Annotated in this window: 26 protein-coding genes and 2 other annotated features; of the genes, 7 read left to right on the top strand and 19 right to left on the bottom strand. The window is 36.8% G+C overall.

The features are described from left to right. Positions 1-167 precede the first annotated feature (167 nt). Entirely contained in the window at positions 168-1,823 is a 1,656-nt protein-coding gene (abc-f, locus tag ACIQ38_RS12465; protein ID WP_402823081.1) for a ribosomal protection-like ABC-F family protein, read from the top strand. Between the two features lie 285 nt (positions 1,824-2,108). On the opposite strand, the gene ACIQ38_RS12460 is transcribed toward abc-f, so the two are convergent. Then, complete coding sequence (locus ACIQ38_RS12460; RefSeq protein WP_402823078.1) at positions 2,109-2,738, bottom strand: nitroreductase family protein; 630 nt, start codon at positions 2,736-2,738, stop codon at positions 2,109-2,111. Positions 2,739-2,873: 135 nt separating this feature from the next. On the opposite strand from ACIQ38_RS12460, the gene ACIQ38_RS12455 reads away from it, so the two are divergent. Further along, positions 2,874-3,218 (top strand): winged helix-turn-helix transcriptional regulator, encoded by a 345-nt coding sequence (locus tag ACIQ38_RS12455; protein ID WP_402823075.1) that lies wholly within the window; start codon positions 2,874-2,876, stop codon positions 3,216-3,218. A 327-nt stretch (positions 3,219-3,545) separates the two neighbouring features. Then, positions 3,546-3,965 (top strand): DUF4395 domain-containing protein, encoded by a 420-nt coding sequence (locus ACIQ38_RS12450; RefSeq protein WP_402823072.1) that lies wholly within the window; start codon positions 3,546-3,548, stop codon positions 3,963-3,965. A gap of 44 nt (positions 3,966-4,009) precedes the next feature. Here the strand turns inward: ACIQ38_RS12450 and ACIQ38_RS12445 are convergent, their stop codons facing one another. The 10 genes from ACIQ38_RS12445 to ACIQ38_RS12400 form a co-directional block, all read right to left on the bottom strand. After that, the gene (locus ACIQ38_RS12445; protein ID WP_402823069.1) at positions 4,010-4,408 is read right to left on the bottom strand and encodes a hypothetical protein; all 399 of its coding nucleotides are present in this window, start codon (positions 4,406-4,408) and stop codon (positions 4,010-4,012) included. Positions 4,409-4,428: 20 nt separating this feature from the next. Further along, on the bottom strand, positions 4,429-4,806 hold the full coding sequence (locus ACIQ38_RS12440; RefSeq protein ID WP_402823066.1) for a DUF5412 domain-containing protein: 378 nt from the start codon (positions 4,804-4,806) through the stop codon (positions 4,429-4,431). 13 nt (positions 4,807-4,819) lie between these two features. Further along, positions 4,820-5,551 carry a hypothetical protein gene (locus tag ACIQ38_RS12435; protein WP_402823063.1) on the bottom strand — a complete coding sequence of 244 codons (732 nt, stop codon included), beginning with the start codon at positions 5,549-5,551 and terminating at the stop codon, positions 4,820-4,822. Positions 5,552-5,795: 244 nt separating this feature from the next. Further along, positions 5,796-6,515, bottom strand: a complete 720-nt coding sequence (locus tag ACIQ38_RS12430) for a YebC/PmpR family DNA-binding transcriptional regulator (protein ID WP_402823060.1) — start codon at positions 6,513-6,515, stop codon at positions 5,796-5,798. A gap of 81 nt (positions 6,516-6,596) precedes the next feature. After that, positions 6,597-7,001, bottom strand: coding sequence for a DUF1801 domain-containing protein (locus ACIQ38_RS12425; RefSeq protein ID WP_402823561.1), 405 nt, complete (start codon positions 6,999-7,001; stop codon positions 6,597-6,599). A 165-nt stretch (positions 7,002-7,166) separates the two neighbouring features. Beyond that, complete coding sequence (locus tag ACIQ38_RS12420; RefSeq protein WP_402823057.1) at positions 7,167-7,676, bottom strand: DUF2179 domain-containing protein; 510 nt, start codon at positions 7,674-7,676, stop codon at positions 7,167-7,169. A 154-nt stretch (positions 7,677-7,830) separates the two neighbouring features. Further along, positions 7,831-8,265: a GNAT family N-acetyltransferase gene (locus tag ACIQ38_RS12415; RefSeq protein WP_402823054.1), complete on the bottom strand. Its 435-nt coding sequence runs from the start codon at positions 8,263-8,265 to the stop codon at positions 7,831-7,833. 26 nt (positions 8,266-8,291) lie between these two features. Beyond that, positions 8,292-8,747, bottom strand: coding sequence for an SRPBCC family protein (locus ACIQ38_RS12410; protein WP_402823051.1), 456 nt, complete (start codon positions 8,745-8,747; stop codon positions 8,292-8,294). A gap of 19 nt (positions 8,748-8,766) precedes the next feature. Next, positions 8,767-9,420, bottom strand: coding sequence for a metallophosphoesterase family protein (locus ACIQ38_RS12405; protein WP_402823048.1), 654 nt, complete (start codon positions 9,418-9,420; stop codon positions 8,767-8,769). Positions 9,421-9,513: 93 nt separating this feature from the next. Beyond that, the gene (locus ACIQ38_RS12400) at positions 9,514-9,987 is read right to left on the bottom strand and encodes a low molecular weight protein-tyrosine-phosphatase (protein WP_402823558.1); all 474 of its coding nucleotides are present in this window, start codon (positions 9,985-9,987) and stop codon (positions 9,514-9,516) included. A 181-nt stretch (positions 9,988-10,168) separates the two neighbouring features. Here ACIQ38_RS12400 and ACIQ38_RS12395 point away from each other — a divergent pair, with 181 nt between their 5' ends. Together ACIQ38_RS12395 and ACIQ38_RS12390 are read left to right on the top strand one after the other, a co-directional pair. Next, positions 10,169-10,558, top strand: a complete 390-nt coding sequence (locus ACIQ38_RS12395) for an NUDIX hydrolase (RefSeq protein WP_402823555.1) — start codon at positions 10,169-10,171, stop codon at positions 10,556-10,558. Between the two features lie 76 nt (positions 10,559-10,634). Then, positions 10,635-11,498: an AraC family transcriptional regulator gene (locus ACIQ38_RS12390; RefSeq protein ID WP_402823554.1), complete on the top strand. Its 864-nt coding sequence runs from the start codon at positions 10,635-10,637 to the stop codon at positions 11,496-11,498. Between the two features lie 52 nt (positions 11,499-11,550). On the opposite strand, the gene ACIQ38_RS12385 is transcribed toward ACIQ38_RS12390, so the two are convergent. Continuing rightward, on the bottom strand, positions 11,551-11,946 hold the full coding sequence (locus ACIQ38_RS12385) for a VOC family protein (RefSeq protein ID WP_402823045.1): 396 nt from the start codon (positions 11,944-11,946) through the stop codon (positions 11,551-11,553). Between the two features lie 96 nt (positions 11,947-12,042). Between ACIQ38_RS12385 and ACIQ38_RS12380 the strand changes: the two genes are divergently transcribed. After that, entirely contained in the window at positions 12,043-12,522 is a 480-nt protein-coding gene (locus ACIQ38_RS12380) for a VanZ family protein (RefSeq protein WP_402823042.1), read from the top strand. Positions 12,523-12,539: 17 nt separating this feature from the next. On the opposite strand, the gene ACIQ38_RS12375 is transcribed toward ACIQ38_RS12380, so the two are convergent. From ACIQ38_RS12375 to thrS, 6 genes are all read right to left on the bottom strand, one after another. Then, entirely contained in the window at positions 12,540-13,661 is a 1,122-nt protein-coding gene (locus tag ACIQ38_RS12375; protein WP_402823040.1) for a DUF2812 domain-containing protein, read from the bottom strand. Next, positions 13,654-13,986 (bottom strand): PadR family transcriptional regulator, encoded by a 333-nt coding sequence (locus ACIQ38_RS12370; protein ID WP_402823037.1) that lies wholly within the window; start codon positions 13,984-13,986, stop codon positions 13,654-13,656. The genes ACIQ38_RS12375 and ACIQ38_RS12370 overlap by 8 nt, the downstream gene beginning before the upstream one ends. A gap of 461 nt (positions 13,987-14,447) precedes the next feature. After that, entirely contained in the window at positions 14,448-14,813 is a 366-nt protein-coding gene (locus ACIQ38_RS12365; RefSeq protein ID WP_402823035.1) for a GerW family sporulation protein, read from the bottom strand. A 93-nt stretch (positions 14,814-14,906) separates the two neighbouring features. Then, the gene (locus ACIQ38_RS12360) at positions 14,907-15,413 is read right to left on the bottom strand and encodes a GNAT family N-acetyltransferase (protein ID WP_402823032.1); all 507 of its coding nucleotides are present in this window, start codon (positions 15,411-15,413) and stop codon (positions 14,907-14,909) included. A gap of 30 nt (positions 15,414-15,443) precedes the next feature. After that, entirely contained in the window at positions 15,444-15,995 is a 552-nt protein-coding gene (locus tag ACIQ38_RS12355) for a GNAT family N-acetyltransferase (RefSeq protein ID WP_402823029.1), read from the bottom strand. Positions 15,996-16,069: 74 nt separating this feature from the next. Then, positions 16,070-17,266: a threonine--tRNA ligase gene (gene thrS, locus ACIQ38_RS12350; protein ID WP_402823026.1), complete on the bottom strand. Its 1,197-nt coding sequence runs from the start codon at positions 17,264-17,266 to the stop codon at positions 16,070-16,072. A gap of 166 nt (positions 17,267-17,432) precedes the next feature. Then, positions 17,433-17,662, bottom strand: a binding site (T-box leader). A 39-nt stretch (positions 17,663-17,701) separates the two neighbouring features. Next, positions 17,702-17,930 (bottom strand) — a binding site (T-box leader). Between the two features lie 111 nt (positions 17,931-18,041). Here thrS and ACIQ38_RS12345 point away from each other — a divergent pair. Continuing rightward, positions 18,042-18,584 carry a hypothetical protein gene (locus tag ACIQ38_RS12345; RefSeq protein ID WP_402823023.1) on the top strand — a complete coding sequence of 181 codons (543 nt, stop codon included), beginning with the start codon at positions 18,042-18,044 and terminating at the stop codon, positions 18,582-18,584. Between the two features lie 40 nt (positions 18,585-18,624). On the opposite strand, the gene ACIQ38_RS12340 is transcribed toward ACIQ38_RS12345, so the two are convergent. After that, positions 18,625-20,697, bottom strand: a complete 2,073-nt coding sequence (locus ACIQ38_RS12340) for a catalase (RefSeq protein ID WP_402823020.1) — start codon at positions 20,695-20,697, stop codon at positions 18,625-18,627. Positions 20,698-20,820: the final 123 nt, after the last annotated feature.

Raw genomic sequence — 20,820 nt, 5'->3', positions numbered from 1 at the left:
TACAAAATCGGAAATAGGATTAGTCTGCCCATTTTTCAATCAAATACGAATGATTCTCTACAATACTCTAGTTTGTAGTGGTTTTTTGCGTATTTTTTAAAGGCAACCAGTCCTTCCGATTCATATTCGGAGGGATTTTTTTATTCCTCCAAAAAGGAGCGGATCATATGACATTACAGGGTAAATTATTAGATATAAATATCACATTTAGAGATAAGGTCATCTTGGAAAATCTAACAGCGGACATTCAAACAGGGGCTGTTATTGGCATAGTAGGAAGAAATGGTGAAGGAAAGTCTTCCCTTCTTTCTGTACTAGCCAGCGAAACACTTCCTACTAATGGATATATGGACTGGTTTGGACCAGCACCTACTATCAGTTATTTTAAACAAGAGGATGAACAATTTAAGAACAATGATTTTGCGGATGATGAACGGGCATATCTCAGTAAATGGTCTGTTCCTGGGAATAGAGAGTATGATGATTTAAGTGGCGGAGAAAAAATGAAGAGACGTCTTTCCCGCGCATTTGCGGAAAAATCACAACTTCTTTTATTGGATGAACCAACCAATCATTTAGACCAAGAAAGTTTATCTTTCTTAAAAGAACAGATATTGGCCTATCATGGAACAATTATTTTAGTATCGCATGATCGTTATTTTTTAGATGAGGTAACTAATTGGATTTGGGAAGTGGAAAATAAAAAGTTAACAGTTTACGCGGGTAACTATACATCTTTTCGACAAAAGAAAGAAGAATCTAGACTTTCACAACAAAGACTGTATGATGCACAACAAACTAAAATCAAACAAGTGGAAAAACAAATGTCAGCACTAAAAAACTGGTCAGCTAAAGCACATGCAGATTCAACTAAACATGAATTTAATAAAGAATATTACCGAGTGAAAGCAAAGAAAATGGATATCCAAATACGTTCTAAAAAGAAACGCTTAGAGCTCGAGCTTTCTAAAAATACAATTGATCAACCTGAAGCAGAAAAAGAAGTGACCTTCTCTATTGAAGGAAACAAGAAAAAAGGAAAGCGAGTAATAGAAGCCAAACGCTTGAGTAAAACATTTGAAGACAAACTGCTGTTCCAAAATGCCACTTTTACCGTCCAGTCTCAAGAACGAATTGGCATTTTAGGATCCAATGGGAGTGGAAAATCGACATTTTTCCGCATGTTATTAGGAGAAGAAAGTGTCCAAGGAGAACTTTGGAAGTCAGAAGCAATGAATATCGGCTACCTACGTCAAACTGTATTTGACTTACCGGAAGAAAAAACGCCATTTGAGTTATTTGGTCCCACTGATTTTGAAACAAGAGGGCAAATTCAAACCCTTATGATGAATTTAGGATTTTCAAAAGATCACTGGTCCCGCCCGATTCGCACCATGAGTATGGGAGAGCGAGTAAAGTTAAAGCTAATGGAATTCATATTAGATCAAAAAGACGTTTTACTATTAGATGAACCAACAAATCATTTGGATCTTCCTTCTCGAGAACAACTGGAGAGAACCCTGTCGACTTATCCTGGAACAATTTTATTAGTCACGCACGACCGTTATTTTTTAGAAAAGCTAACAAACAAACTACTCATCTTTGAAAATAAAGCGATTCGAAAAGTAGAAATGGGCTACAACGAGTGGATGCATAAAACAAATGAATCCTCCCGTGAAAAAGAGCTACTAAAACTAGAAACCGAACGCCAAGCAGTATTAGGAGAACTCAGTTACTTGCAGAAAAAAGACGCCAAATACAACGAACTAGACCAACAATTTATAGCATTAACCAAACAAATCAACGAACTAAAGAAAAAATAATTACAAATATGTTACTGGTGCCAGGCACCAGTAACATATCTGTAACAAAACATCGACTTTTGTCAATTTCCCGGGAAATATATCAATGAAACCTTTGGTATGCCTTTTAAACTAATACGCTCTATTTTTATATAGACAAAACATTTCTGTGATCCATTCGCCTTCCCATAAAAAAACTGTATACCAACCCGTTTAAACGGTTGGTATACAGCCTAAAATTTCTACAAATAGTAACCTACATTAAAAAAGTTCTAAATAAATAGATGTAAAGGTTATTTGGATATATTAAATAAATTGAACAATTTCACTTAATGGTAGACGGGATGAACCGTATGCTGGTGCGGCTGCTTTACCAATGGCAATGAGTACGATCGGAAAAATATGCTCAGGTAATTGGAATCTTTCTGCAAACTTCACTTTATCGAATCCACCCATTGTTACCGTATCTAATCCTTTTTCTTTTGCAACTAACATCAATTGCATTGCAATGAGGCCAGCATCAAAAGTAGCAATATTTTTTCTCGTTTCCAATGAAGCAAAAGGATAAGTGCGATTTGTATTGTTAATCATTAAATCCTTTGTAGCCTCATCCATATAGCCTTCATCTACATTTTGTCTATATATTTGTTCGACATTTTTATACATTTCAGCATTTCCTAATACTGCAATAACTGCCGAAGAAGTTTCTACTTGTTCTTGGTTATTCGCTATGGCGCGAAGTTCTACTTTTGTTTTGTCATCTTGAATGACAAGGAATTTCCAAGCTTGAAGATTACTCGAAGATGGTGCAGATGTTGCTTCTTCAATGATTTCCTCTAACGCATGTTGTGAAATTTTAAAATTGGGATCGTAAACTCTAACTGATTTTCTAGCATGCATAATTGTATATAGATTTGAATCTTTTTCTGTCGACATATTATTTCCTCCTGAAACTTACTATTAGTAAGTTTCTGTACTAAAAGAGCTTACCATTAGTAAGTTTATTCGTCAATAAAAAAGTTCTATATGCTACAATAAGTGAAAACGAATGATTTAATGGAGGTTTTGTTAGTGGATAAACCGAATGATACCAATATAAATAATAGCTATTGCAGTAACTATCATCAGGCCATTGAATTTATCGGTAAACGTTGGATGGGGATGATTATTTACACATTGCTATCCGGATCAAAACGTTATAACGAAATTCTTTCAAGCATCCCCGGTATTTCTGACCGATTACTTTCTGAAAGACTAAATGACTTAGTTGATGCCAAATTAGTCAATAAAAAACTACTTGAATCCTCTACCAAAAAAGTAGAATATGAGCTTACTGCAAAAGGTTTTGCCTTCAAGGAAGTGATTGTTTCTTTACAAAAATGGATTGATATTTGTGAATTTGAAAAAAAATCTTGAGATCGCAGCAATCGTTCTCAAGAAGTGTAGATTGAAATATATGGATTGATATATTTGTAAGTCAAAGAATTCTCTCCCCTCACTTTTTTCATATACATTTGACTAATTTGTCTACAGTAATAAGCCTCACTCTTAGTTGAGTAAGGCTTATTACTGTTTATGAATACCTACTTCTCTTATTGCCGCACCTTAACCATCATGCACTTTCAAGCTAATCGGCTATACCCCTTCGATTTTTCTACTACCTGTAATTAATTTCTTTGTATTTACATTTAACTAAACCAAACATATAATATAATAAATCCAATACGGAAAGTAGGCTTTAATATGAGAACAATTCCAAAACCTCTAGTCCTGGCTAATCAATGGACAATTGTTTTGTCTGTAATTATTGCGCTTTTTACCCAATCGGCATGGATTTTACTCGTTCCACTTATGGCAAATCTTTCGAGCTTATTAACTGGTTTTCATCCGATATTAGTTATCATAAAACAGTTTTTACCTAAACCTGCACATGTCTATCTTCAAGAAGATTATGCCCAACTAAGATTTAACCAGTGGCTAGCAGTAGGCTTCTTATTCATTGCAACTATCAGTTTTTTATTCAATTGGTCTATATTATTTAATGTAGCTACAATCATGGTTGGTTTAGCTGCACTCATTGCAATTTTTGGTTTTTGTATTGGCTGCTTTGTGCGTTTCCAATACCAACAATGGAATTATCGTAGAAAAAAATCCGCAACATAACAACTAAAAAACAGCCTACTGATTTTCAGTTTGGCTGTTTTCTTTTACTCAAATTTTAAATTTTTCTTTAATACACTTGCACTTTCTTCACCTAGTTTCCCAAGGGAGCTTTCATTCCTATTAATAATAGTAGCCGTTCCATTCTCTTCAAACCAAATAAAGTATTCAACTAGACTCTCAGGCATATTCTTATCTACTTCCATGAACAAAACAACTTTAACATCTTCTTTTCTCGACATTTCTGCTTTTACATTCTGTTCCCATTCAATTTGTTCAAAGGCCTGATTTAACACATCTATAGTCTCTTGATCGGGGATAATCATTTCCTCATCATTCATTTTAAAGACATCTACTCTTGTTAGTTTACCTACATCTTCCCTTTCATTTCCACTACAGCCCATTAAAACAAAAATGCTGACAAGAGGTACAAACCATTTTTTCATGATTAAACCCTCCCTATTATTTATTCACGCCGAAAGTCATATTTATCTTTAGAAACATCCAATTCATGACCATTGATGACAACAGTACCGTTATCTATCCAAGATACATCTGTTGTTTCTTCAGGATAGTTCCAGTAAATATTTTTCTTCTTTTTATTTCCATCGTTAAACACAAGTTCTCCACGGATAGCATAGCTAGTCGTAGCTCCTCCATCGGAAATATATGCTTTTAATGTGTACTTTCCATCAGGAGAGGATTCTTCCGTCAGAAAATTACCAGTAGGCAATCTGTTCATATCAAAGAAAGCCCAATAAACAACAAAGCTTATTAATCCACCAATCAATAAAATGGGAGCTGCCAATACGAGCGAAATTATCTTTATTTTTCTCTTGAACAATTTATCTACTCCTCTATTTCCCTACCTTCATTGCTGTTTCGCTAATAACTAAACTCAGCTTTAAACGACTAAACCATTTATCGGATTCACTAACATGACGATTCAAACCGTTTATTTCTTCTTGATACGCTAATCCTTCCACAGAAAGATAATCCACTTGGCGTTTGGCGATTCTGGATATAATCATTGGCCATTCCGCATCCGTCATCTTTTCTTTTGAATATTTACTAATGAATTCGGCATTGATTTGCGAAAATGCACATGATCCAGCAGTTACATCTACTTCTTTACCCAATTCAATTGAAAAAATTCGATTCGTAATTCTTTCTGTCTCAATCCATTCCACTGGATGAGTATTCATCGCTTTGTCTGTCCGACCAATGATTAAATAATCATAATTTGGTATATGTGCAACAACTTTTTTTAATTCAGTTAAATGTTGTTTTCCCCATGTTAAAATTCGATCCAAGTCACAATAATGATAGTGTCGACTATTTCCAGTAAGCGCAAACTTTAGCGCTTCCCTTCGAGCATATGCTGCTCCATTTTTAGGAATAAGCTTACAATTAAACGTACTCTTTTGAACCTCTTTTATTAATTCCGAAGAAGATTCCTCACTAATCGTTATAAATAACTCAGCGTATACTTCTTCCAAACTTTTTTGTAATTCTTTAAAGAGTTTAATATTTTTCCCATCTGGATCATGCGTTACAGTGACAAGCGCCGTAGCTCGCAAGTTTTTCATCCTCACTTTCTAAATCCCATAAATTAAATACTAAATTTTCAATTAATATTTCCATTTAGAATACTAGACGCTTTACACTCAGTTCTGTTCCTCATTTAGTCACACTCATTGGCCTAGCTAACATTTTCTCCTTGAATATTATTTTTCCAACTAAACTCGAAAATCCAACTGTTCCTATCCCGATAAGAAAAAAAGGCTACCCCAAAAGCAGAAAAACTACTTAAGTGGCAACCTTTTCATCCTATTATTCTCCCAAGTCTACGTTATGGAATACTTGTTGAACGTCTTCTAAATCTTCTAATGCATCAATCATTTTCTCGAATTGTGCTTGTGCATCAGCTTCTAATGAAATGTCGTTTTGAGCAAGCATCGATAACTCCGCTACTGTAAATTCTTCAACACCAGCAGCTCTTAACGCTTCCTGTACAGCATGGAATTGATCTGGTTCAGCGTAAACAATCACTGAATCCTCTTCTTCTATAATATCACGAGCATCTACGTCTGCTTCCATTAATAGTTCTAGAACTTCATCAGCTGTTTTTCCTTCTAGACCAATAACTGCAGTTGCGTCAAACATATATGCAACCGAACCGCTGACACCCATGTTACCACCATTTTTACCAAATGCTGCACGCACATCAGATGCTGTACGGTTTACGTTATTTGTCAACGCATCGACGATTACCATCGAGCCATTTGGACCGAAACCTTCATAACGAAGCTCGTCATAGCTTTCTTCCGATCCACCTTTAGCTTTTTCAATTGCTTTATCAATAATATGCTTTGGCACACTGTACGTTTTCGCACGTTCTAATACTACTTTTAATGCTTGGTTAGAAACAGGATCTGGTTCGCCTTGTCTTGCAGCTACATATATTTCACGTCCAAACTTCGCGTAAATACGGCTAGTATTTGCATCTTTGGAAGCTTTCTTTTCTTTAATATTATTCCATTTACGACCCATAAAGTCCCACTCTCTTTCGATTCATTTTCTACTTTTAGTATTATACATTAATTAGTTAGTCGTTAGCAAAAAATAAATACATTAACTTCCATATGTTTCTTGTGTCAATCTTATACATCTATTTATTAATTCTTTTAACACTTCCACATCAATATCAGCAACTTTATTAATATACACACATGCTTTTCCAGAAGTATGCTTGCCGAACCTTTGCAATATGGCGTCACATTCCGCATCACCAGTAGCTATATACAAACTAATTTTCGCTTTACGCGGGGAGAATCCTACTAGCGGCGCATCTCCTTCATGCCCACTTGCGTATTTATAATGATAGGACCCGAACCCAATAATACTTGGTCCCCACATTTTCGCCTCATAGCCAGATACTTCACTGAAAATTTCTAGCAACTTATAAGCATCTTCCCTCTTTTTAGGACTGTCCACATTTTCAATAAATTCAATGACACTATTATCCGTTTCTTTCATCTTTGGTTCGTACTTCGCCAAGTTAACATCCCCCTTAAAATATGAATGAAATATAATATTCATTTTACAGGTAATTGTTATTTTTGACGAATTACTTCTAGTTAAATAATGGTATTATGAAAAACGAGCCTCTCTCGATTACTCGAAAAATAGCTCGTCCCTTATCTATCTAGATGGTCTGATTAAGAAACCACCATTAAATCTAGTTGGTTCGTATGAAATGATAAAAGCCTTAGGCGATAAAGAAAGAATATAGTCTCTTAGTTTTAGTTCGTTTTTTCGTTTTGCCAGTACTTTCATACAAAGTCGTTTTCCATCTTTTCCGTCCGCAACCCACGACGTGACACCGTATCCTTTTGCACGAACTTGTATCGGAATTTCGATCTCTAATGAATCAACAATCACATCAAATACCACATAGCCCAGTGCCAATCGATTTTCAATAATACTTCCACAATATACGCCAAGACCCCATCCAACACAATAAGCGACAATATTTAAAGGTTCATCCAGATTATCCAGCACCATAGTTAAACCCATTAAATAGACAAAAACTTCTGCCATAGACAAAAACGATGCGACTACTCTGTAACCTTTAATCACCAAGATTAAACGTAGTGTAGTGAACGTCATGTATGCAACGTTAATAACAATAATAAGCAATATGATATTCATATTCACTTCCACCTTTCCTTCGTAATACCGTGGCTTTCGATCAAGTATTCAAATCATTATACAGGATTTCTTTCAAAATGGTATTAAAACTCTTTTCATTTTTTGTAAATAAAAACAAGGGCATCCCGTCTTTGTCAGAATGTCCCCTCTTTAGTTATAATTCTTTCTCCAACACAATCTTATGTGTCCCTTTTTTACTCACAAATGTTTCTACCACATCGAAGCCAAATTTAATATTTAGCAATAACATTGCGCGCCTTTTGTTTCGGGAAATAGTCCGGACTTTTGGATAGCCAAGAGATTTTATTTTCTCATGTTGCCGGTGCATAAGTTCAGATGCAATGCCTTTTCCACGATAATCTGAATGTACCCCACCTAGCCAGCTATAAAACGTGTGATCATTAAACTCATATCCCATTTTAAAACCTATAACACGTTTACTGTCTATTGCTACAAATATTAATAAATTCTTCTTCTCGGTTAGCTCTTCTAACTTTAGCTCTGCACCTTCAAAAACATGCTTAGGAAGCTCCATGATGCCGTTCAGCACATCAGTCTCTGGCGTCTCTTGATAATAAGTATATTCCATCTATTCGTTCTCCTTTAAAATGGGTGCTATATTTTCTTTTCTGCTATTTTCTTTAATTCGTTAGCTCTGGAAATAATAAAATTCTTCATGTATCTTTCTAAAAATAAGTGATCGGCTACCTTTCCTAGTATTCCAAAGGGGGCTCTATACGTAAATGTATCTTTCATCATTGTTCCGCCACTATTTTCAGTGAATGTATGGATATGTGTAAAAGAATGAAAAGCTCCTCGAATCATTACGTCCGTAAACGTATGTGGTGCTTCCATGGCTATAATTTTTGCGGTTAGTTTTTGTGTCACACCAAAATGTGTTGCTTCCCACGTAACACTATCTCCCAGCTGCAATAATCCAGTTGTTACACCTGCAACTGCTCTTTCGTTTGTATGTGAAGTTGTTTCCATATGCTTTTCCACGTTTCGGGCAAGGTCAAAACATTTTGCTATCGGGGCTTCTATATATGTTTCGTGAGTTATCTTAGGCATCTCCCTTGTCCCCCTTTTATTATTTTTTCTTCATGTCCCTCTTGTCCGTCTTGATGTGTATCCAATCAATTATTTCCCCAGATTGCTTTAATTTCATTCCAGTTAACTGATTACCAAATACGGCGGCTGTGTCAATATTCCAAGAATTACTTTGTTTATCGTATATAGGCCAATCACAAGGTGTATGACCAATAATTTGTAGTTTTTGTATATCTCTCAATGGGCTTCTGTTCCATAAAATACCGTATTCGCTTGTTTCATGGAATGGTTTATTTGCTTTTTCAGATATACCCGCATGGCTGATAAAGATGTGATCATTTCCCCAATATAAAGGCATAGTTTGCAACCATCTTACGTCATCTTTTATATCTCGACCAGCCGCTAAGTATTGATGCATTGTTTCTGAACCACCTTGTTTTAACCAATTATTATTTGGTGGGTTTGTTATATGTTCTATCATCTCATATTCATGGTTACCTTTTATAAAAAATGCTTGGTCCGCATATGCTTTCTTTAAGTGCCTTGCTAATTTTACAACTTCTGGCGATCCGTTTCCTCGATCTATTAAATCTCCTAGCTGAATCAGAATTTCCGTTTTTCTATCCCATCGATCTATCATCTTCAAAAATGTTGCGTAACAGCCATGCACATCCCCAATGACAAATAAATTCAATTCACTGTCTCCTCATCCTCGCATTTTTAACACTTTCTAACTTGTATGAGACGCTCTTATTTTCTATTCTTTTTCATTAATGAAAAAGAGCCATCATTTAGACAGCTCTTTGTGTTCTGTTTTCATCTTATCTAATAATGCTTGGCAACCTTCTAATACCAGATCATACGTTTCTTGAAAATCAGCTGTATAGTAAGGATCCGGCACGTCTTTTCGATGTTCAGTTAAATCTAAGAAACGTATAACTTTTGAATGATCTGGCTGTCCAAGTATTGCTCGAATATTGATCACATTACTCTGATCCATTCCAATAATATACTCAAATTTCTCGAAGTCCTCTTTTTGCAACTGCCTTCCAGCCATTCCTTTCGTAGAAATATTATATTCCGCAAGCTTCATAATTGTTCCGCGGTGAGGTGGTTCCCCTATATGCCAAGCACTTGTTGCTGCAGAGTCTACTTTAATTTGATCACTTAATTTCTCTTTCTCTACTAAATTTCTAAAAACTGCTTCTGCCATAGGGGAGCGACAAATGTTCCCTAGACAAACAAATAATACGTTGATCATTCTAATACTCATATCTTGTTTGATCGCTTTTGCGTTTCCAAGGTTACATAAAAAAAGTTCAGGTCTTTGTTGGATTTCCACTATCTCCATATTAACTCTTATCCTTTAGTTTGATATATAATCATACTAGTATGAGTTAGAATGTTCTGTCTACTATTATTAGATTGGAAGGTGTATTTATATAAGAAACAGAGGAGCAACTGTCATCATTGAAAACGGTCGAATCGCCTTAATCAAACGAACGAAGCCCCATAAGACCTACTATGTCTTTCCAGGTGGAGGGATTGAGGATGGGGAAACGCCAGAGCAAGCGGCAATTCGAGAAACGTATGAAGAACTAGGTGTTCATGTACGAATTCAGCGTCCTTTAAAAGTATTAGAGTATAACGGAAGACAACATTTTTTCTTTGCTGATATTATCGGTGGCAAATTCGGAACTGGGACAGGAGAAGAATACTTTCATACTTCCGTTCAACGAGGGAGCTATGAACCTGTATGGATTAATATGGATGATCTTTCTTCATTAGATGTTCGCCCGAAAGTAATTGTGGAACTTCTTTTAACCGAATAAAAAACAGTCCAAAGTGAGCAGATAATGACAGGATTCAGTAATAGTTAAAGTTTATGATGTATAAGGGGTGAGGGTCATAGGATGGGTTGAGTCGATTCAAAAAACAATTAATTATATAGAAGCAAACCTACTGGATGAGTTGACGATGGATCAAATCGCAAAAGTGGCAAATTCGTCGGTATTTCATTTCCAACGAACGTTTTCCATATTAACAGATATGTCCATCGCCGATTATATTCGTCGTAGAAGATTGACATTAGCAGCGCAGGAATTAATAAATAGCGATATCAAGATAATCGACCTTTCCTACAAGTATGGCTATGACACGCCTGAATCTTTTACGAAGGCATTTCGCAAGCAACATGGCGTGACGCCCAGTGATGCACGAAAGAATCTAGGTAAACTACAATCGTACAACCGCCTAGTAATACAGGTGAATTTGAAAGGAGCCGAACCAATGAACTATAAAATTGTAGAGAAAGAAAGTTTTCAAGTAGTGGGGATAAAAAGAACGTACAATTGTAAAACAGGTGAAAATTTGAAAAACATCCCACTATTTTGGGATGAAGTGAATGCGAATGGTACAGATGATTTGCTATTCCAATTAAACAATGGAGAAGTTGAAGGTGTATTAGGCGTTTGTGTGGTAGATGAAAGCCAGAAAGATAGTGGCTTAATGGACTACTGGATCGCTTCTGCGCATGTTGGAGATGTTCCGGAAAACCTATCTTCACTAGAAGTCCCAGCTTCGAAATGGGTTATTTTTGAAGTACATGGTGCAATGCCACAAGCCATGCAAGATACATGGAAACTAATTTATTCCGAATGGTTCCCTTCAAATCCGTATGTTCCAGCGGGAACTCCTGAGTTAGAAGTGTATTCTAGTGGGAATGCTTCTAAAGATGATTACTATTCTGAAATCTGGATACCGATCAAGTAAAAGACAACCCGAAGAGCAATTTAGTTGCTCCTCGGGTTGTCTTTTAGATACTTTAATTAGCTAGATTTAATTGCCATGAAACTCCAAACTTATCTTGCACCCAGCCGAACTTTTTGCTGAAGCCGTAATTGTTAATAGGCATTAAAGCTTGTCCACCTTCCAAAAGCTGTGCATATGCTTCATCAAGTTCCCCTTCAGAATCACATTCCACGAACATTGAAATCGATGGTGTAAAAGTGAATGCATGTTGGATGGAGCTATCATGACATAGAAATTCTTGTCCATTAATGGAAAATACCGCTTGCGATACTTCCCCTTCTTTCCCTGGTCCTTCCGCTCCGTAACGAGCTAAACGAATGATCTCCGATTCTTTAAAGATAGATGTGTAAAAATTAATAGCTTCTTCTGCTCGTCCTTCGAACATTAAAAATGGCGTAAGTTTAGACATATAGTTTCATACCTCCAGTTTTTACTTTTCTATTACCACTATAGCTTATTTAAACAGACATATGAAAACTTTCTGTTTTTATGTTACTGTCTTCTTATGAAAAAAATTATTCCTTTACTCTTTTTACTCGTCATTGTTTTTATTTCGTCTGGCCAAACAGCCGAACAGCAATCTCTTATACCAGTGCTTGAAAAGTGGCTCCCGAATAAGCCGCTGGAATCTTTCCTTTCCTATTTTCAAATTCCTTACTGGGGCATTCTAGTTTCTATTGAAGAACGGGGATACTATGCATTCGTCGAGTTTTTGATTCGAAAAGGGACACATTTCTTTTATTTTGGAATAATCTCCCTTGCCATCTACGCTGCTTTGCCTAAATTTAAATATCGAACAATTACAGCTGTTGTTCTCACTATGCTTTTTGCAGTAGCGGATGAAATCCATCAATCATTTACAAGTGGACGCACAGCTTCTGCTCAAGATGTAACACTGGATACTGCTGGTGCTATAACTGCGCTTACTTTATTGACTTGTATACGAGTATTAAAACAAAGAAAATCCGCTAAGGAGCAGTCCTAGAGCGGATTTTCTTCTATTCAAATATTCCTTACACGCAATGCATACTTAACGATTTTGAAGATAATGGAAATCGGTATAAGTGAACTAAGCAATAACATTCCTAAAAAAACTTGATCCACGGTACTTCTTTCATTTACATAGAAATTCGAAAGATTAATCCACCAAGCATAAGATAGAATCACTAATAGATATCCAACAAAACTAGCATTCACTAACATTACTTTGCGAACTTGTCTTTTTTTCTCCGCAGAATCATATGTAAAGCGTGGTTGCTCCTCACCGATTTCATACTCTTTTTGCCATATAGAATACTTAGCAAACCAAGAGGAAGAAGTGAATACTAACTTCCATCCTGCATTTTTATGAATATCATAGTAATTCGGAGAAGCTTTTAATTGATAGTCATAGACGTAAGATACAAGTTTCGGAGTACTCTTCTGAAAAACAAATTCTGATCCTAATTTACTTACACGGACGAGGCGATTTCCTTGCATCGCCATGTCTGAAAGCCAGTTTTCCAGTAGATCTGGTGCATGCATCCAGCCAAATCTCCATTTAGAAAATGTATTCCCAACAGACGGTAATGTGTCAATAGATGCCCTAAAAAACTTAACATTGAATGCTCGTAATTTTTGGGTCATATATATCGTCAGAACAATCACTGCGATTACTTGTAAAAAATAAAGAATAGTAATAGACCATAATGGACTCGGCACAAAGGTAGATTCTTCCGGAAAGAATAACAGGGACAACATCGCTACAATAAATGATGTCAGCTGAATTCCATACAATATAGCAATACATGACAACACGAGAGAATGAATTCTATTCCTTTTCAAGACTCCTTCACGAGATGGGTACATATGAATTGCCTGATTACTATTTTTAACGAATTTCCATTTCTTCTGGGTCACGGAGTTTTCCCATCCGGCACCTTCAAGCCTTCCTGCCAATTTGCTTTTGGAAGCATCATATATGATTTGGTATTCTACTTCTTCCTTTTCTGCTTCTTCAAATAAAAACTTACGTGAAAGTAAATTGACACCGACTAGTTTTTTTCCTTCTAATGCATATGAGGATAAAAAGCTTTCCGTCTTTTCCAAATCATAACTCCAAAAAGGCCTCCATTTTTTAATCATAGAATCCCTCCTCAAACTTTAAAGCATTCGCGTGTAACTCTTTCAATCTGCTTATTTCGTTCCTCATTAGTTCTTTCCCAATAGGCGAAACTTCGTAAATTATTTTTCTGCTTTCATCTGCATACACGGTAACAATCTCATCTCGTTGCATTTTCTTCAAAGTTCCATAAATGGTTCCGGATCCAAGGATAATTCGTCCGCCCGTTAACTCTTCCACATGCTTAATAATTCCATAGCCATGTCGGGGCGTGGTCAGCGACAATAAAATATAAAATGCCGTCTCTGTCATTGGAATATAGGATTTAATCACTTTATCGATTTTCAATCAGATCACACTCGCTCTAGTTATTCACTATGTCGTACCGCTACTGTATCACGTCGCGACATATCATGTCAATATTGCTCTTATGTTTGGGAAGAAGACTTAGAGCAGTAAGGGAACACCACTGCGGGCCTATACTAGACTCGCTGCTTATAGCATCATTGCTTACATATTCAGAATGGACTCACTAAAGATAAAACTTTATATAGCATTTCTGATTGCTTGTATCCAATAAACGTCTTAGAGCAACAAACCAATGTTCTAAAGCAACTAATTCAATAACGAAAGCAATCAAAATAAGCACGAGAGCAACTAAATTGCCGATGAAAGCAACTAATTCTCATAACAACTCTTTACTTGGAGAGAGACGACAAAGACTACGACGCACTTTCCCTATAGTACGTACAAAATCAAAAAGAAAATCCGCTAAGTCTCAGTTCTTCAGCGGATTTTCTATCTATTATTTATTTTCGAGATCTCTTCAATAAAAAACCAAGTCCAAGCGTAACCATACTAAAAACCGTTAAAATGAAATAAATATTAATAACCGGTTTAAACTTCACTTTTTCAGATGTGATTTCAAAGACACCTACTGGTTTAATTGCAAAATGGCCCCCTCCACCTTCACCTTGGGCAGCAGAGGTTTTTTCATTCGCATCTGAATAACCACCGCCACCCCCAACATAATAATTTACTTTTGCAACGGGGAGCACTCGTTTATTTTCAAGTTCAATAGGTTCTCCATAAACTAATGAAGCATCTTTTGCACGAGAAAATTTATCGAATATAGACCGAATAGGAGAATGGTAAATCGCGTGCTTTTCGCTCATATTTGAGCTATCCACTAACTTTTCTGTTCCTATAACCCTCTACCTCCTTTGAATAATTCGATAACTACTTCGACATTTTTCATATAAACCCTTCTATTTCAACCTAAGTGCCATATGGTTTTCATCGTAATATGTATTGGCCACTTTTAATGCTTTTTCCTCTACACCAAAAACTTTAAATCCTAATTGGCTATATAAGTTCTTTGCTTTCTCATTTGTTGATACGACAGACAAATTTATCTGTTCGATTTCTTCTATTGATTTAGCTTTATTAACCGCTTCTATAAGCAATGCTTTACCAGCTCCTAGTCCACGAGCCTGTGGGCTTACATACATGGCAAAAATATTTGCACGATGCTTCATTTTAAGATAGCTTTCCTGAGTCAATGTAACCATTCCAACAAGCTTGTTTTGATGGAATGCTCCGAACGTGTAGTTTCCGACTGTTTGAAGATTTTTTTCTACTTGTTCGATAGGATTGGCTCTTTTTATAGCTTCCTCGTAGCTTGTTGCAAATGCTTCCGGGCTTTGCTGTAATGCTTCTAGCCTTAAATCCCAGTATGCACTTGCATCAGTTGGTGTTAATAGTTTGATCTCCATTTCTTACTCCTTTTTTACAGAAAACTTTGTTCATCTATATTCTTCTTTTAATATGGAACATATAGCTGCGTCACAAAAACGTCCTTTTTCAAAGGATGACTTTCGTAATACACCTTCGTATATAAATCCAGCTTTTTCAAGCGTCTTTTTGGAAGCTGTATTTTCCGGGTCATAAAGGGCTTCAATGCGGAAGAGTCCCATTTTCTCAAAGCCGTATTCCAATACATGCTTTAATACTTCCGTCATAACTCCTTTTTGCCAATATGCTGGTGTCACTTCAAATCCTACTTCTGCTTTGAAATGCTCTTTTTCCCAACTATGATAACCACAGCTACCGATTATTTTATTGTTATCCTTTGTCGCAATTCCCCAGCGAATGCCCTCATTAACTTCAAAGCGTTTTTGCCAGTTTTCAATTAATTGAATGGCTTCACTCTTACTCGTAAACGTGTCCAAATCGTAATACTTTGTCACTTCATCTTGTGAAAAGTAATGGAATACTTCATCAGCATCGTCCACTTCTATTGGTCGCAATAGAAAACGCTCTGTTTCTAAACGCGGAAAATTATTAAAAGTTTTCATAGAATCCCCTCCTACAAAGATTATTCGTGAAGAATATGCGAAAATCCTTTGTAGGAGAAGATTCCTTTTTAAATTTAGCGCTCGCTTTTTAAATGCCCCAGCAATTCATCCATGCCCATTTCACCAATAACTCCAACTTTATGTTTTCTCACGGAAAGCTTGCCATGCTCCATTTCTAAATCTCCTACAATGAGCATATACGGATGCTTTTGTAATGCTGCTTCTCGAATTTTCAATCCAATTTTCTCTACACGATCATCGACTTCCACACGATAGCCTTCTTGTTCAAGTTGTTGCTTCACCTTTTCTGCATAGGAAACATGTGCGTCTGCTATCGGTATAATCTTCACTTGAACAGGAGCTAACCAAAGTGGGAAACTTCCTTGAAAATGCTCCAGAAGAATTGCCATAAAGCGCTCGATGGAACCATAAATCGCTCGGTGAATCATAATTGGTTGTCTGAGCTGATTGTTTTCATCTATATACTGACATTCAAACTTTTCTGGCATTTGAAAATCAAGTTGTACTGTTCCACATTGCCAGCTACGGCCAAGAGAGTCTAAAATATGAAAATCGATTTTCGGACCGTAAAATGCCCCGTCTCCTTCATTTACTTGATAATCTAGCCCCTTATTCTTTAGCACAGATTCAAGTGCATGTTCCGCTTGGTCCCACGCCTCCTCAGATCCCATAAAATCTTCCGGTCGAGTAGAAAGTTCTATTTTATAACTAAAGCCAAACTCAGAGTAAAATTCATCCACTAAGTCGAGTACTTTATCGATTTCACTTTCAATCTGATCTTCTCGCACAAAAAGATGCGCATCATCTTGTGTGAATGCCCGAACTCGTAAAAGTCCATTTAACGATCCGGATAACTCATGACGGTGAACTAATCCGAGCTCAGCGTAACGAATCGGAAGCTCTCTATAACTTCTCTTTTTGCTGTTGAAGATAAGTACTGCCCCCGGACAACTCATCGGTTTTATAGCATATCTTTGATCATCCACATTAGCAAAATACATATTTTCATGATAATGATCCCAGTGACCTGACTGCTCCCAAAGCTCTTGCTTCATCATAATAGGTGTTTTAATCTCCTGGTAACCCGCTCTTTGATGCTTTACTTTCCAAAGGTTCTCCAGTTCATTTCTTAACACCATACCTTTTGGTAAATAAAGCGGCATTCCTGGTGCTTCTTCACTGGACATAAATAACTCTAATTGTTGACCTAACTTTTGATGGCTTACTCTTTCTTCTGCTTTAATTGACATGTAAATTCCTCCTATAAGTTAAAAATCAAATTTGCCTCGAGGTATATGTGCCTAGATTTTTTAAAGCTTGCTCGATAGATTCCAGTAAAAATATCTGGCATCCATTTTATTCAGCTAGGCTTTTCTTCCTCTCCAAAAAAAATAAAAAAGACCACACCCATCCCTGGTAAGGGACGAGTGTGGTCGTGGTTCCACCCTAATTTTGTAGCACAAAATTTGTACTACGCTCATAAAAAGATAACGGTTCTCCCGATTAAGGTTAATTGCAAATATTGCTTTCCCCTTAATAGCTCCAAGGTGGTAAATCATTCATTTTTCTTTAAGGGCTCCCAGCCAATGACCCTTTTCTCTGATAAGAATATACCGAATAATTCATGTCCTTTTCACAGCTTTACTATTTAATTTTGGATACAAAAAGACCACACCCATCCCTGGTAAAGGGACGAGTGTGGTCGTGGTTCCACCCTAATTTTGCAACACAAAGAATTGCATTGCGCTCATACAAGATAACGGTTTTCCCGAATGTGGATAATCGCAAAGTTCACTTTCCCCACAATAGCTCCAAGGTGGTAAATCATTCGTTTTTCTTGAAGGGCTCCCAGCCTATGACCCTTTTCTCTAATAAGAAAATGAAAATGATTCATGTCCTTTTCTTCGCTTGTTTATGCTTTATAAATTATTTTGTTTAGTATATGCAATAAATTTTAAATAGTCAACGCAAATTATTCATTTTAATTTATAATGACAGTAGAATCTTTCCAAAAGAGGTGTTGTATTGAATTTTATTGCATGGACAATTATCGCTTGTGAAGTAGGATTTTGGGTTGTTATTTTACTAGGTCTCGTGACTAGATACATTTTTAAAAAAGAACGTCTCGGATTATTCTTTCTTGCGTTAACACCAGTCATTGATCTAATTTTACTTGCCATTACATCTATCGATTTATATAACGGAGCGACCGCAACCTTAGCACATGCGATTGCAGCTGTATATCTTGGTTCTTCAATCGCCTTCGGTAAAAGTATGATTCGCTGGGCAGATGAAAACTTTCGGTACTATGTACAAAAGGAAGGCACAAAACCAGCACGCAAAACAGGGATGGATTATGCGCGACATTCTTTAAAAGGAACCTTTCAACATCTACTTGCATTTATCATTGGCGGTGGGCTGCTTCTCCTTTTAATTTATTTCATTGATGACCCTTCCAGATCAGAAGTATTGTGGGGTACATTGAAACTTTGGGGTCTAGTTCTGGGCATTGACTTTGTCATTTCCATTTCCTACTTTATATGGCCAAGGATTTCCAAAACAAAATAAAAGGCATGTCCCTAGTTTAGGGGCATGCCTTTAAAGTTTTCTATACAGCTCGTTTCCAAAAACGATGCTCAGCAATCGCTTGGATAAAACTTTCTACAAAGTTATTTTCCTGTTCTCCAGTAATTACACCAGCCTGACCTTTTAAACCGAGCTCATCGAGCAGTTGGTCTCCATGAAACGAGGCAGCAATCGGTTTGAAATGAGCATATGCTTCCTTCACAAAGTATGCGGCTTCTTTTTGGTATGCCGGTGTTATACCTTGTGGACTTGCGACAAACACTGCATCAAATAATACGGAATCTGCAGTAGCAAAAGTATGATTTGCCTCCAGTGAAGATCCATCTGCTCCTTGAATCGTCCCCTGATGGTCACTGACTGTTTCAATCAGAGTCCCATTCGCTTTTAAGTTATCTAAAATCGAAGGCAATTGCTCATCAAACCCTTCTGAAACTAATACAGCAATTTTTCTTGTATCTGGTTTTTTTGCCGAATTGGATTGACTTAAGGCTGGAGAAGTTTTGCTATTGTTAGTCAGTGCATTAGTCGTCTGTACAGTCAGTCCCAAATTTTTGGCAACTTGAGATGCCAAGTCTACATCCACATTTACAAGCATCTCTACAACTTGCTCGCGAACAGTCTTTTCTTTACACATGCCAAGCTCGAAACTAAATGCATTTACAATGTGAAGCTTTTCCGGTTCACTCATACTGTTCCAAAACATCGTTGCTTGGGAGAAATGATCCTTAAAGCTTTCGCTTCGAGCACGAACTTTATGACCATCGACTTTTTCCTGATAATGTGTGTAACCCCCGTCTTCCTTGCTAACCGGAGTCGGTGTATTACCTGCAAGTGAGTTATTATGATAGCTGACCTGTCCAACATTTATCGTTTGTCTGCCATATCCATCACGCTGATTATTGTGAAAAGGACAAACGGGTCGGTTAATCGGTAGCTCATGGAAGTTCGGACCTCCAAGTCGGATCAATTGTGTATCTGTATACGAGAATAATCTTCCTTGTAAAAGCGGATCATTAGTAAAATCAATACCAGGCACTACATTTCCAGGATGAAATGCCACTTGCTCCGTTTCCGCAAAAACATTATCTACATTACGATTCAAAGTCATTTTACCAATAATATTTACCGGCACATCTTCTTCTGGCCATAACTTCGTTGGATCTAAAATATCGAAATCAAATTGGAATTCATCTTTTTCTTCGATTATTTGCACACCTAATTCAAATTCCGGATAATTTCCACTGTCTATTGCATCGTATAAATCCTGTCTATGGAAATCTGGATTTTTACCATTCAATTTTTGCGCCTCATCCCACACGACTGAGTGCACTCCTAAAACCGGCTTCCAATGGAACTTTACAAAATGAGATGTCCCTTGATCGTTAACGAAACGGAATGTATGTACACCGAATCCTTCCATCATCCGAAAACTTCTAGGAATTGCACGATCAGACATTGTCCACATGACCATATGAGCGGTTTCCTGATTGTTAGCTACGAAGTCCCAAAATGTATCATGTGCGGTTGCCGCTTGTGGAATTTCATTATGTGGCTCTGGCTTAACCGCATGAATTAAATCTGGAAACTTAATGGCATCTTGAATAAAAAAAACTGGAATATTATTTCCTACTAAATCGTAATTGCCTTCTTCTGTGTAAAACTTTGTTGCAAATCCACGAGCGTCTCGTGCTAGTTCACCAGATCCACGGGAACCTGCAACTGTTGAAAACCTTACAAAAACTGGTGTTTTCGTTCCCGGCGTTTGCAAAAATTTCGCTTTTGTATAGGCATGCATCGATTCATATAATTCAAATTCTCCATGAGCACCATATCCTCGTGCATGTACTACCCGTTCAGGAATTCGTTCATGATCAAAATGGGTCATTTTCTCACGGAAATGGAAATCTTCTAAAAGAGTAGGTCCTCGTTCACCGATTTTTAAAGAGAATTCATCCTCTGAAACTTTTAGTCCCTGGTTCGTAGTCATCGCTTTGTTTTGATCATCCGCACGAAACTGTTCTAACTGTTCATTTTTGCTGTTTCCATTCACTTTATTATCCAAACTAGTTCCTCCTTCATCATTTATGCCCTCCATTACTTGCATACCCTATTTTTCTATGAAAAAACTTTTTTAATTAAACCATATTAATTTAGTAGGATTTATTATTGACTTCAACTAGTTAGAGTAGTAAGATAATTTCAATAACTGGCTTCAAAA

This window comes from Psychrobacillus sp. NPDC096389 (genome assembly GCF_044762855.1).
Classification (GTDB): Bacteria; Bacillota; Bacilli; order Bacillales_A; family Planococcaceae; genus Psychrobacillus.
This window is presented reverse-complemented; position numbering and strand designations above follow the sequence as displayed.